The sequence below is a fragment of the Paenisporosarcina sp. P5_A11 genome (assembly GCF_056400705.1).
Window position 1 is genome coordinate 1 of record NZ_JBFUKT010000088.1, and the last position, 12,929, is coordinate 12,929.

Genomic DNA, 12,929 nt, shown 5'->3' on the forward strand with positions numbered 1-12,929 from the left:
GAAATAGACGTCATCATCCATATGATTCCCAAAGAAGTAAGTCGTGGAATATACACCACTGAGTGCTAGCAATCCATCAAAAGCGAAGGGATGACGAAAGAAAAAATTCGCACTGTGGAATGCGCCCATGGAACAACCAGTTATCCAAATCTTTTGCTCATCTCCATTATTGTTCATCTTACTTGTATGTAAAATTGACGGAACAAGTTCATGGGCTATGTATTGATCATATTGCTTATGACGGGTCATCCGAGTATGGATATCGGAATGTTGTGCGAAGAAAGTTTCTTCATCAATGCCGTCACAAGCCCATAGTTGAATGCGTCCCTCCTCGATGTAGTCACTCAACTCTTCAATCATTCCATTGTCTTCATATTGAAAAAATCTGCCGCCTGAAGACGGGAATGCTAATATGGGTTTTCCACGAAGTCCATACACCTTGTATTCCATTTCTCTATTTAATGAATGGCTCCATTCCTTATGGTAAGAGATATGCATATTAATTCCTCATTTCATCTTGAACAAAAGAGACAATTGATTGAACCTTTTCAAAGGTTTCTGCTCGAAATTGATAAGCGTAATTCCCCATGGCCTGGCTAAAAACATCTTCAATTCGATTATGATTAACAAGGTAAGGTAAATAAGTAGACAATATGTCTTCGTGGCTATGGACATAGTGCTTATGATCTTTTCGGCTTGCATAGGCAGTATAGTAGGTCCCTTCTTTTGGGGTGTTCACTTGGTTATGTACTACCATATTGGCCCATTCTTTATAAATGTCGATATCGTACGAGTAGTTAATGGCATCGGTCATCCAAGCACCAGGAGGCCTCATATTTACTTCAAGTGCATAGAGGTTTCCATTTTTTCGRGACTCAAATAATTCAATATGAAAAAATCGTTCTTTAATGTCAAAAGCACGTAGAATACTTTGGCCTGCATGCTTAACTTTAGACGGGACGTCTTTTAGACAATAGTAATGCAAATGGTCATTTGTATTAACGACCGTCATAATACTTTGATCAAATAAGTGAGTTGCTTCAAATTGGACTACGCCTTCACGGTCAATTAAGCCATCATAAGTTAAAACATTACCTTCAATGAATTCTTCAGCAATAAAATTGACTTCGGCTGGTTTCTGTTCAAAAAATTGGTTTAATTCACTATCGTTATTTATCTTAGAGGTCATGCTCGCGCCTGCACCCAGATCAGGCTTGATCACGATAGGGTATCCAACGATTTTGATAAACTCAGTTACTTTTGTATACGTTATATCCTTGACGCTGCGAATCATTGTGACATCACATTTCTCAAAAAACTTTTTCATTTTGGATTTGTGAATAACATCGTATACGAAATCTAACTTTGTACCGTATATATTGAAATCGGTTCGAATTTTTGCTTCTAGTTCTAGCCAGTGGTCGTTAAGAGACTCAAAACGATTTATTTTTCCAAATTTATGCGTGAAGTAGCCAACTGCTTTCAGAACCTCATCGTAGTCTTCCATATGCTTAATGTGCAGGTAATCTGTTAGAGCTTCCTTTAGCGGATCGCTTAGGGATTCATAGGGGGTATCCCCAATTCCCAGGACGTTTGCTCCATTATTTTTTAAATGAGTACAAAAATACGTACTATTTTGAGGAAAGTGTGGGGAGAAAAAAATAATGTTCACTGGAGTTCCTCCTAAAAATAGTTTTCTCTTAATGTACTGTATGAATATTCAGTAATCAAGTAGTTTTGTCTTTTGGAGGCAAATAAAAAGGTGATAGACATTCAATGGTGAATGTATAGTAGATGATGAAAAATAAAGTAGTCGAAGGAGAATTAGTAAGTATGGGAATTGAAGTGAATACAAAATTAAAAATAGCAAAGCCAGTTAATGAGGTATTTGAAGCCATCGTAGATCCTGAAAAAATGGCCAATTATTGGTTTTCATCGGGTTCTGCAAGACTGGAACAAGACAAAACCATTACATTAAGATATGAAGAATACGATGCACAAGTGGAATTAACCGTATTGGAAATCCAAGAGGATAAGAAAATTGCATTTAAGTGGGGTGCACCTGGGGACGAACATGTGGTGACAATCACACTGAGCGAAGTGGATGATACGACTACAATTATTGAAGTGAACGAAAAAGGTTGGAACGAAAATGATGATGAATTAATCAGTAATTTGTTAGGTAATAAAGAGGGCTGGGTTTATATGTTGACCTGTTTGAAGGGGTATTTAGAAAATGGCAGTACTAATTTAAGAGCAGCAATCGTGTTCTAATTGCCAAAAAAAAGAGAGTCTCTTGACTCTTTTTTTGATATTTTAAGGAAAAGTAGAAAGCTTAAAAGAATAGCTTAAGTCACATAAAGAATATATTGAGTTAAAGGGGGGATAGACATGAAAATGATTGGTCTAATTGGTGGTATGAGTTGGGAATCGTCAGCTAAGTATTACCAGCTAATCAACCAAGAAGTAAAAAAGCAACTAGGTGGATTACATTCGGCGAAATGCATTTTATATAGTGTTAACTTTGAAGAGATTCAATGTTATCAAGCACAAGGTGACTGGGAAAGAGCTGGACATATATTAGGCGATGTTGCACAGTCATTGGAAAAAGCGGGTGCAGATTTTATTATCATTTGTACCAATACCATGCACAAAGTTATTGAATTTGTAGAAGAAAAAATCAGCATTCCTATTTTACATATTGCGGATGCCACAGCACATCAAATTGTAAAGTCAGACATACGTACGATTGGGTTACTAGGTACTAAATATACGATGGAGCAAGACTTCTACAAATCTCGAATAGAGTCTAATGGGATTAAGGTTTTGGTGCCAAATATTGAGGATAGAGAAGTCATAAATAAAGTAATCTTTGAGGAATTGTGTTTAGGTGAGATTTTGCCATCATCAAGGGAGTACTATAAAAAGGTTATCCAGAGTTTAATTGAAGATGGAGCTGAAGGTATTATATTAGGTTGTACAGAAATCGGGTTATTAATAGAACCAGAGGATTCAGAAGTTCCGTTATTTGATACAACAGTCATCCATGCGCTCGAATCTGTAAAGAAGGCATTAGAATAGATCAATTGAGAATGGGACTTCTACTAGGAAGTCCCATTCAGTATTTCCATGAAGTAGTACTGTTGCTGATTTTCCTTAAAAAGAAACGCACCCCAAATGGAGTGCGTTATGACTAATTGATTAAATAAGAACTTCGACTATTGTAATAATAACCAAAGGTAGAATGGAAGCTACAACAAAACCTACTGCGATTGAAGATGTTACATAAAGCAGTAACCTTGAATACGTAATTTGCTTTTTCTTAAAGGCCATCGTGAACACCTTTAAAAGATTATAGAAGGTCATAATCGTGATAAAGATAGTGAAAATACTTGTTAGTATGACTTCCATTCTAACCCAACTTTCTTGAAATGGTGATATTTCTCAAAAGACGCATTGTTATTATTCAAGCGGAAGACTTAATTGCCATGAAACGCCGAACTTATCGTTGATCCAACCGAACTTGGCACTAAATGAATAATCGGCTAGTGGCATCAAGATTTCTCCGCCTTGAGATAATTTCGCGTAAGCAACATCAATTTCTTCTTCAGAGTCACATGTGACAAACATCGATATTGAAGGGGTAAAGGTAAAATCGTGTTTCACATAACTATCACTAGCCATAAACTCTTGCCCCTTAACTAAAAATGTTGCATGTAGAACCGAACCTTCTTCACCAGACTCATTTGGTCCATAACGAATAATATTAATAATTTCAGATTCTTCAAATAGAGAGGTATACATAGTCATTGCTTCTTCAGCATTCCCCTCAAACATTAAAAATGAGTGGATTTTTTGTTTTGATTGTTCCATTGTATTCGCTCCTTTTGTGAGACCCAGGTAGTTTAAGGAAATAATTTGAATGTATCTTAACTACTTTCTATCTAAATAAACTAAACTCCTTTATTTTTACATGCATTCTTTCCATCTATTTTTTGGAAAGTAAAAAGGGGGTTAGAGAAATCCCCATAAGAAGAGATTTCTCTAACCCTTTTTCATAAATTCAAATCTCTTTTCTTATGCAAAAAAAGGTACATGTACTCCAATCATTACACCTACTATTTTTGCTGAAAATAGCGGAGTGCCCGTCTTGAAGTTTTAGCCATCTTTACCTATTGGTTTGCACATTGTTTTGGCAAGCTTCATATGGTAACAAAAAAGGAGTGATTTTTATGAACTGGCAACAGAAAATCATGCACTTAATTGGTCAGCCAATAGGAATTTCATTTATGAATGGTCAAGGAACCTCCGGCATATTATGCGATGCTTATGATGGTGAACTTTACGTCATGGAGTACTTATATCAGTCACAGTTTGCGCTCAAGCATTATGAATACCAAACGATTCGAGATATTAACCCATTTCCTCACTGTCAACAACGACTATATTAATTAGGGAATAACCTTCATTTGAAAGTTTGCTCACCGCCAAAGGTAAGTGACGGTGACTAGAAAAATAGGATAAGCCATTCTGCTTTTTTCATGCCTTCTTGCTACAATTAAAGCAATTGAAATAGAGGAAGTTATATGTCTTTACCCGTACAAAAAAACGACCGCATCACGGTTTCTATAGAAGATCTAACGCATGACGGAGAAGGTGTCGCAAAAATAGACGGCTATCCGTTATTTATTGTGGGCGCACTGCCTGGTGAAACAGCAGAAGTAACGTCTTAAAAACATTGAAATCATTTATCATTTAGTTTTGCCAAATAAGAGATTTCTCTAATCATTCGCTATTATAAATTCAAATCTCTTTTCTTATAAAAAACAAAGGTACCCATTGTAAGTACTCCAATCATGACCACAGATAATACTACAAAGACAGGATCTAAGCCTCCACCAAACATCACATTTTTTGATTCGAAATATTTAAATGGCGAGAGATATTTCATATATTTAATGTTTTCATTTAAGTCGATGACAATCGATAATATATAGGTGATTAGAAGAATTCCTGTAGATATGGATACAGTTCTTTTTGGATTTTTGCTTACAGCTGCTATTGCTGAGCCGATGACCAAGAATAAGATCTGTAGAATAAATATTGCTGCCATTATCGTAGCGATGTCACTACTTACAGATTCGCCTTTGCTGAAGATTTTAACCATATAAAAAGAAGAAACCCAAGTTATTATATTAAATATTACGATATTGACTAAAGTAGCCAGTAATTTCGAAAAAATAATTTTACTTCTTGAAACAGGTTTTACGAATAAAAATTCTGCTGTTTTGTCCCGTTCTTCCTTGGATATTATATTAGCACCAAGCATTGCAGCATGAACTGTTGCCATTAAATACAGATATATAGTGAGTATGCCGAAATATCCTATTGCCGTTGATAGATCAAAAGTTCCTGTACCCATTATTGCTTGTAAAGATTTAGGCATGCCAGCCAATAATTCATTCATCGATTGACCTGAAGTGGATAACCCTGCATATTTAGCCATGCCTGATACAACTAAGAATATGATTCCAATACACCAGATAATTAAAGATTTTCTATGGGCTTTCAATTCGTTCAAAAAGATATTCATTATTRATACCTCCATTTAGCCAAAGCTGATGAAATGGTAAAATTCAAACTGCTTGGATATCCTTTTTGGTATATATGATATAGCTAGCAACTAGTGAAACAGTGACAATCCCTACTCCTACAAGCAAAAAAGATGTCTCAAAGCTAGAATTTTTTATGATATAGCCTGTGTCAAAATATTGAAAGGGTGATAAATATCGTTTGGACTCATCACCAGTAGTTGAAGTAAGTAACCCGATGATGTAGAAAGTAAACACAGTTCCCAGTGATACCGTTAGTACAGATTTGATTTTTGGCACAATTACAGAAATGATTATCCCTAGAGCAAGAAAAATAAGCTGAACAAATAACAATGTTAAGGTAATCATTAAAAAGATTTTCATACTATAAGCTTCAGTCTTCACTTGTGAAACGATTATGCTAGCTGCAACTACATATACGACATTCGTAATGATTAATGTGGTCAGAGCGGCCATTAGCTTAGATGTTAATATTTTTGAACGTGAAACAGGCTTCGTTAAAAGAAAATCCGCTGTTTTGTCACGAACTTCCTTTGAGATAATGGAAGTTCCAATATTCATTGCCTGAATAGCCCCGAAAAGAGTTATATATAAAAATATATAAGAATAGAAACCAAGAATTGTTCCAAAACTTTCAATTTCAAGACCAAGTGCTTTCCTTACAGCTTCAGGGAAACCTTCCATCAACTCTTTAAACACTTCGACGTCTCGTGAAATAGAAGGAAACATAGACATGAAAAGGATTACTAAGGCAATTAAAGAAAACGTCCAAATGAGCGTTGAATTTTTATAAGCCTTTAACTCATGAAAATAAATATTCATAGTTTTTAGTCCTCCTATTCATAGTAATGCATGAAGATTTCCTCAAGATCAGGTTCTTCTATCCAAAGGTTTGTAATATCAACTTCAGCTATTTTTTTCAAAACTGTATTAATATCACCTCTAAATAAAAAGCTTATGGTGCTATCTTTAAAGGTTAAATCATTCACACCAGTAATATTAAAGTAGTCACGGTCTACAGCATTTCTTGTTTCAACTTTAATTTTTTTGTAGTTGTTTTCTTTTAAATTACTAATCTTTTCAACTGTGACGATTTTACCTTCTTTAATAATGGCAACGCGATCACATAATCGCTGAACCTCACTTAAAATATGTGATGAAAATAAGATGGTTGCACCTTTTTTATTCTCTTCTAAAAGCAAATCAAAAAATCTTTGTTGCATGAGAGGGTCTAGTCCACTAGTGGGTTCATCAAGAATGATAAGTTTTGGTTCATGTAGCAATCCTTGAACAATCCCCACTTTCTTTTTATTTCCTAAAGATAGGTCTTCAATTTTCTTCGTTATATCAAGATCCATGATTTCAACTAATTCATTCATTCTTTTTTTACAATCTTTTTTATAAAAACTAGCGGAGTATTTTAACAGGTCGATAACCTTCATATTGTCATAATAGAAGACTTCTGAAGGCAAATAACCTATTTCCTTTGCAATCTCTGGTGCAAAATCAATACAATCTTTACCAAAGATTTTAGCACTTCCACTGGTAGGGTAAATAAGAGACAAAATCGTTCTAATTGTTGTCGACTTCCCAGCTCCATTTGGTCCAATAAAACCAAAAATTTCACCTTCTTCTACATGAAAACTAAGATCTGTTATTCCCCGTGCATTACCATAGGTTTTTGTCAGATTATTAATTTCAATTACATTCATAGTAGAACCTCCTGTTTTTAATGAAAATTAAACTGATAAAACGAATGCAAATAACATTGAAAAAATCATTTACTTATTTATAGAAAGCTTCTTTCAACATGTCCAAATAAGACTCCATCTCTACTAGGGTTTCTTCTGGGTTAACTTGATCCATTGAAAGTGCCTTGAGTTTTTCTTGTTGCTGATTTGCAAAACCCTCCATCGACCAAAAAATAATCTGAATAGCTTTGTTAATATCAATATTCTCTTTAAATTTAGAGTGGTCAAAATCACTAAACAACTTTTGATAAGCTGTAGCTATCAATATATTTTGTCTTTGTTCTAAGTCACTTTTAACTTCATTAGAGTCTTCAAGGTAGGCAACCTTAATGAAATTAACCGTTTCGGGATAACTTTTAATTAGTTCGAACTTAAGTAATCCAATTTCACGATATCTGATGAAGAGATCCGTCTCATTCCAATTAATATTTTCGTAAATCTTTTCCCTAAACATTTCTTGCAAATAATCAAATATAAATAAAAACAATCCTTTTTTATTTTTGAAATAGTGGAATAGAAGCCCTTTTGAAATACCTGCTTCTTTTACAATTTCATTGGTTGAGGCATTGTCATATCCTTTTTGAGCGAACTCCTTACTAGCTGCGTTTATAATTCGTTCTTGTTTTTCTAGATCCACATTTAAAAATTTAGAATACATATGCCTTTCCCCCACACAAAAAAGATTTTGACCAATTCAGTCAATTTAATCATAATTACGTTGACCAGGGAAGTCAATGAATGATTTATATAGTGTATTAAAATATTAAGAAAATATTCATGAGTTAGTTACTCAACGGTTTTGTGATTTAATATTTAAGATACATGGTAATTATTAAACGTAATAAACATTCCATCTCGCTCTGCTAATATCACGGTCTCATGATACAATTAAAGCAATTGAAATGGAGGAAGTTATATGTCTTTACCCGTACAAAAAAACGACCGCATCACGGTTTCTATAGAAGATCTAACGCATGACGGAGCAGGTGTTGCAAAAATAGACGGCTATCCGTTATTTATTGTGGGCGCACTGCCTGGTGAAACAGCAGAAGTACATGTATTAAAAACATTAAAATCATATGGTTTTGCTAAATTAATCGAAATCATTACACCATCTGAACACCGGGTGGCACCAGCTTGTCATGTGTTTGATGAATGTGGTGGGTGCCAAGTCCAACATTTATCTTACGAAGGACAATTGATGTGGAAACAACAAATGGTGAAAAATGCAATGACTAGAATCGGGAAACTGCCAGACGTGCCTGTCCTTCCTGTAAAAGGAATGGACAACCCTTGGCGTTACCGCAACAAATCTCAAATTCCATTCGGATTGCAAGATGGACGAGTGGTCGCTGGCTTTTATCAAACCCGTTCACATGAAATTGCAGACACCGATGTTTGTATCATTCAAACGGAAGAAGCAGACGAAATCCTTCGCGAAATGAAAAAAGAATTAGGCCGACTTGGCATTGCTCCATATAACGAAAAAACACATCAAGGCATGTTACGTCATGTGGTCATCCGTAAAGGACGCGCAACTGGCGAAATCATGGTCGTACTAGTCACAAAGAAAAAGAAATTCCCGCAACAAGTTGAAGCGGTAGCAGCAATCAAAAGAATCCTGCCACAAGTCACTTCAATCGTACAAAACGTTAACGATGAAAAAACAAATGTGATATTCGGTGAAAAAACCATTACACTTTGGGGCAAAGATGCCATAGAAGATTTAATCGGAGACGTGCGATTTGAAATATCTGCTCGTTCATTCTATCAAGTGAATCCTGAGCAAACAGAAGTGTTATACCAACAAGCATTAGACTATGCACAACTAACTGGTACAGAAACCGTCATTGATGCCTACTGTGGAATCGGAACCATTTCTCTATTCTTAGCGAAACAAGCGAAGCAAGTATTAGGAGTAGAAATCGTGCCACAAGCCATTGAAGACGCGAAACGCAATGCTGAAATCAACGGTTTTGAAAATACGTATTTTGAAGCGGGCCCTGCAGAAGTGGTCATCCCGAAATGGTACAAAGAAGGAAAAACTGCCGATGTACTAGTAGTCGATCCTCCACGTAAAGGATGCGACGAAGCATTATTGCAGACGATTTTGGAACAAAAGCCGAAGCGTGTTATTTATGTATCATGTAATCCAGGTACCTTGGCAAGAGATTTACGCATATTAGAAGATGGTGGGTATGTTACGAAAGAAGTACAACCAGTCGATATGTTCCCGCAGACCACGCATTGTGAAGCAGTGGCGTGGTTGGAGTTAGTATAATATATAAAAGAACGTATTTCCCATCGAGAAATACGTTCCTTTTTTCATTTGGCTTTATATTTTTGACCGAGAGTTTGAAGTTGTATCCATAGTGAGAGGATTTGAGTTTGAAATGATAGATAATTTTTGGCGTGATTTACCACGACCATTTTTTGTACTTGCACCAATGGAAGATGTGACAGATGTTGTTTTTCGTCACGTAGTAAGTGAAGCCGGTCGACCGGATGTATTTTTCACAGAGTTTACAAACTCGGATAGCTATTGTCATCCAGAGGGCATGAAAAGTGTGCGTGGCCGTTTGATTTTTACAGAAGATGAACAGCCATTGGTGGCACATATTTGGGGGGATAATCCCGAATATTTCCGTCAAATGAGTATTGGCATGGCAGAGCTAGGATTTAAAGGCATCGATATTAATATGGGCTGCCCTGTACCTAATGTGGCATCGAGAGGGAAGGGTAGTGGCCTTATTCTGCGTCCAGACGTTGCGGCAGAACTTATTCAAGCAGCAAAAGCGGGCGGACTGCCTGTCAGCGTGAAAACACGACTTGGCTATGAGGATGTAAATGAGTGGGAGGAGTGGCTAACGCACATTTTAAAACAGGATATTGCGAACCTTTCTATTCATTTACGTACAAAAAAGGAAATGAGCCAAGTAGATGCGCATTGGGAGCTAATTCCGGAAATCAAAAAATTACGTGACCGTATCGCACCAAATACGTTGCTAACAATCAATGGAGACATTCCTGACCGTCAAACTGGGCTCCAGCTTGCTGAACAATATGGTATTGATGGCGTTATGATCGGGCGAGGTATTTTTAAAAATCCTTTTGCTTTTGAAAAAGAGCCAAAAGAGCATAGCAGTAAAGAATACCTTGATCTTTTAAGACTGCAGCTTGATCTTCAAGATCAATATGCGGAAGCACTGCCACGTTCAATCACAGGGCTTCATCGTTTTTTCAAAATTTATGTCAAAGGATTCCGTGGAGCTGGTGAATTAAGAAATCAATTGATGAACACGAAATCAACAGATGAAGTGCGTGCATTGCTTGATAACTTTGGAAAAGAATGATGGGACGGGGACAGTGAAATGATGTAACTCTCAAAAAGTTAGAGAAAAAACGAATCACATCAACTCATGTGTACTTATTTTATTCAGTTTCAAGTTCCTTTGCAGCCGGCAGCTTTTGTTTTGATAAAGTCTGTTTTCTGAAAGAAAAACGTCTTTGTAATAAACCTACCATCACCCTTGTGTTGCCACATACACTCTGCACATGTGGAGTGCTGCGTGTTGCTAAAATTACGTTAAACAATAGCAGATGGCAACGAGAATCTATAAAAGATTCTTGCTGTTCCGTCTGCTTTTATTTCTATCCTTTCGATTAGGCGGTGCAATAACTCTGGTGTTAAACTATCCAACTTTGTAATTTGAGCAAGCTGATTCTGAATTATTAACACTTGCTTCTGGTTTGAGGAATTATTAAGTTTCTTTTCTAATTCCAATTTAGTGTGACCAAGTTGCTGCAAACTCGACTCATTTTGCTGTATTACCTCTCTATAGTCTTGCTGGGGAATTATTTCGCTGGCACGTAGTTGAATGAAATTTGTTTTCTGTTTTTTTAGTGCTTATTTGCAAGTAAAAGGAAATATAGGCTTATGGAAAAACAATTAGACATTAAATTTAAAAATCCTTAGTAAATTTGACAATGATTATCAATTTCATTTAACATGAATTCGTTACATTAAATTGACATGATTTTTGTTTTTTAAAAAAATCTACTTTTTTATTTATTTCTTAATGTATTAGATTTCTATTAAGATATCACTTTCAAGAACTATCAAAGGGGTAAAATATAAATGAACTGGAAAAAAGGCGGATTATGGATTATTATTTTTTTCACTGTAAAAGGTACGCTTTCTACACTATTAATTGTTACAGGTGCTAAATATTTTAATTTATCATATATGCAAATTGTAGTACTAGTACTGGTCTTGTTACTGATTTCTCTAACAGGTCGTAAATTCCTTCATAGACATAAAAAAACCAGTAAAGCAAAATGATATATATAGCCAGTTTTTGGAATGATCTTACAAACAGTAATAAATGAAACTAATGAAATTACTATTGTTGCATTACAAGAGGTAACGGAAAAAGACAGAGAATATAACACTTCTCAAAGGATGTTTTCTACATAGTTATTTTCTCTAGATTTTAGCCCACCAGGTGTTTTTTCTTATTTTGGATACATGGGTTTGAGGAATTTCTCTGAACGACATAATTTTCATTTTAGGAGGGAACAACATGGAAGTTTTTGCAGAATTTTTATCGCATATTGATAATCCGCAACATCGGGCCCGAACGGAAGAAGTTTTGGGTTGGGTAACTAAGAAATTTCCAAATTTAATGCCAAAAATTGCGTGGAATCAGCCTATGTTTACCGATCACGGTACATTTATTATTGGCTTTAGCGTAGCCAAACATCATTTTGCTGTTGCCCCTGAATTGGCAGGGATTAATCATTTTTCTGATGAAATTGTGCAGTCTGGCTATGATCACACCAAACAGTTGGTACGTATCCAGTGGGATAGTCCGGTTGATTTCTCATTACTTGAGAAAATGATCGAGTTTAATATTTTGGACAAGGCAGACTGTTCAACTTTTTGGCGGAAATAAAAAATGGTTCTTCCAGAAATATCTTGACCGCCATGTATTTGATAAAAAGCACGTGCATCGCACTGATTTAAGCAATAGAAAATATCATAAATGTGCTCTTTATTCTTAACGAGAATCTCTAAAAAAAGGATTGGTTCTAGGTTAGTAGAACCGATCCTTACATAAGCCCACCAGCATCTTTGTCTTGTGTTGCCACATACACTCTGCACATTGTGAGGCAGTGGCTTGGTTGGAATTGAGATAGAAAAATAGCCATGTACAGAAATGTTCAACGTGTTAAACCAGTTGAACATTATTTAATGTGAACCGTACCATAAGTAAATGAGGTTTTTATCTTTGCAAAAAAAGGTTGCTTTATATGCTCGTGTATCTACAACTGAGCAAGCAGAAGAAGGACCGCAAGAGTCACTCAATCCAAAATTGACTGTGTTCCTTTCTTCATCTTAAAGATTGTTATAATCAAGAAGTATCAAAAGCTAAACTATAGCTTTGGATGCTCTTTTTTTGTACATAACACAGATTTTGATTTAATAACACGGATCTTACTAACTAGGGAGTTGGAATTAGAGATGAATAAGAAAGATATAGCAGAGATTCGCAAACACTTTAAG

The 12,929-nt window shown here is 35.6% G+C and carries 15 protein-coding genes and 1 pseudogene; 8 read left to right on the forward strand and 8 right to left on the reverse strand.

Annotated features, from left to right (window positions below; genetic code table 11):
* Together AC1DOS_RS12440 and AC1DOS_RS12445 are read right to left on the reverse strand one after the other, a co-directional pair.
* Positions 1–498 (reverse strand): alpha/beta hydrolase-fold protein (locus tag AC1DOS_RS12440; RefSeq protein WP_477537757.1); only part of this gene is annotated, 498 nt, incomplete at its 3' end.
* 1 nt (position 499) lies between these two features.
* Entirely contained in the window at positions 500–1,672 is a 1,173-nt protein-coding gene (locus tag AC1DOS_RS12445; protein ID WP_477537758.1) for an ATP-grasp domain-containing protein, read from the reverse strand.
* A gap of 161 nt (positions 1,673–1,833) precedes the next feature.
* Between AC1DOS_RS12445 and AC1DOS_RS12450 the strand changes: the two genes are divergently transcribed.
* Together AC1DOS_RS12450 and AC1DOS_RS12455 are read left to right on the forward strand one after the other, a co-directional pair.
* Positions 1,834–2,274 carry an SRPBCC family protein gene (locus tag AC1DOS_RS12450; protein WP_108587126.1) on the forward strand — a complete coding sequence of 147 codons (441 nt, stop codon included), beginning with the start codon at positions 1,834–1,836 and terminating at the stop codon, positions 2,272–2,274.
* A gap of 117 nt (positions 2,275–2,391) precedes the next feature.
* Entirely contained in the window at positions 2,392–3,081 is a 690-nt protein-coding gene (locus AC1DOS_RS12455; protein ID WP_477537759.1) for an aspartate/glutamate racemase family protein, read from the forward strand.
* Between the two features lie 120 nt (positions 3,082–3,201).
* Here the strand turns inward: AC1DOS_RS12455 and AC1DOS_RS12460 are convergent, their stop codons facing one another.
* On the reverse strand, positions 3,202–3,411 hold the full coding sequence (locus tag AC1DOS_RS12460; RefSeq protein WP_477537760.1) for a hypothetical protein: 210 nt from the start codon (positions 3,409–3,411) through the stop codon (positions 3,202–3,204).
* 51 nt (positions 3,412–3,462) lie between these two features.
* Positions 3,463–3,873, reverse strand: coding sequence for a VOC family protein (locus AC1DOS_RS12465; protein WP_477537761.1), 411 nt, complete (start codon positions 3,871–3,873; stop codon positions 3,463–3,465).
* A 359-nt stretch (positions 3,874–4,232) separates the two neighbouring features.
* On the opposite strand from AC1DOS_RS12465, the gene AC1DOS_RS12470 reads away from it, so the two are divergent.
* Positions 4,233–4,451 carry a hypothetical protein gene (locus tag AC1DOS_RS12470; RefSeq protein WP_108587064.1) on the forward strand — a complete coding sequence of 73 codons (219 nt, stop codon included), beginning with the start codon at positions 4,233–4,235 and terminating at the stop codon, positions 4,449–4,451.
* A gap of 135 nt (positions 4,452–4,586) precedes the next feature.
* Positions 4,587–4,750, forward strand: a pseudogene (locus AC1DOS_RS12475) (TRAM domain-containing protein); the annotation flags it as partial.
* A gap of 45 nt (positions 4,751–4,795) precedes the next feature.
* Here AC1DOS_RS12475 and AC1DOS_RS12480 read toward each other — a convergent pair.
* The 4 genes from AC1DOS_RS12480 to AC1DOS_RS12495 all read right to left on the reverse strand — a co-directional run bounded on the left by AC1DOS_RS12480 (position 4,796) and on the right by AC1DOS_RS12495 (position 8,021).
* Positions 4,796–5,593: an ABC transporter permease subunit gene (locus AC1DOS_RS12480; protein WP_477537762.1), complete on the reverse strand. Its 798-nt coding sequence runs from the start codon at positions 5,591–5,593 to the stop codon at positions 4,796–4,798.
* A gap of 43 nt (positions 5,594–5,636) precedes the next feature.
* A complete protein-coding gene (locus tag AC1DOS_RS12485) occupies positions 5,637–6,434 on the reverse strand; it encodes an ABC transporter permease subunit (RefSeq protein WP_477537763.1) in 798 nt (265 codons plus the stop codon).
* A gap of 14 nt (positions 6,435–6,448) precedes the next feature.
* Positions 6,449–7,324 carry an ABC transporter ATP-binding protein gene (locus AC1DOS_RS12490; RefSeq protein ID WP_477537764.1) on the reverse strand — a complete coding sequence of 292 codons (876 nt, stop codon included), beginning with the start codon at positions 7,322–7,324 and terminating at the stop codon, positions 6,449–6,451.
* A gap of 73 nt (positions 7,325–7,397) precedes the next feature.
* Positions 7,398–8,021, reverse strand: a complete 624-nt coding sequence (locus tag AC1DOS_RS12495; protein ID WP_477537765.1) for a TetR/AcrR family transcriptional regulator — start codon at positions 8,019–8,021, stop codon at positions 7,398–7,400.
* A gap of 258 nt (positions 8,022–8,279) precedes the next feature.
* On the opposite strand from AC1DOS_RS12495, the gene rlmD reads away from it, so the two are divergent.
* From rlmD to AC1DOS_RS12515, 4 genes are all read left to right on the forward strand, one after another.
* Complete coding sequence (rlmD, locus tag AC1DOS_RS12500; RefSeq protein WP_477537766.1) at positions 8,280–9,644, forward strand: 23S rRNA (uracil(1939)-C(5))-methyltransferase RlmD; 1,365 nt, start codon at positions 8,280–8,282, stop codon at positions 9,642–9,644.
* 112 nt (positions 9,645–9,756) lie between these two features.
* Positions 9,757–10,716 carry a tRNA dihydrouridine synthase gene (locus AC1DOS_RS12505; protein WP_477537767.1) on the forward strand — a complete coding sequence of 320 codons (960 nt, stop codon included), beginning with the start codon at positions 9,757–9,759 and terminating at the stop codon, positions 10,714–10,716.
* Between the two features lie 785 nt (positions 10,717–11,501).
* Positions 11,502–11,705, forward strand: coding sequence for a hypothetical protein (locus AC1DOS_RS12510; RefSeq protein WP_477537768.1), 204 nt, complete (start codon positions 11,502–11,504; stop codon positions 11,703–11,705).
* A gap of 241 nt (positions 11,706–11,946) precedes the next feature.
* Positions 11,947–12,318 (forward strand): iron chaperone, encoded by a 372-nt coding sequence (locus AC1DOS_RS12515; protein ID WP_477537769.1) that lies wholly within the window; start codon positions 11,947–11,949, stop codon positions 12,316–12,318.
* Positions 12,319–12,929: the final 611 nt, after the last annotated feature.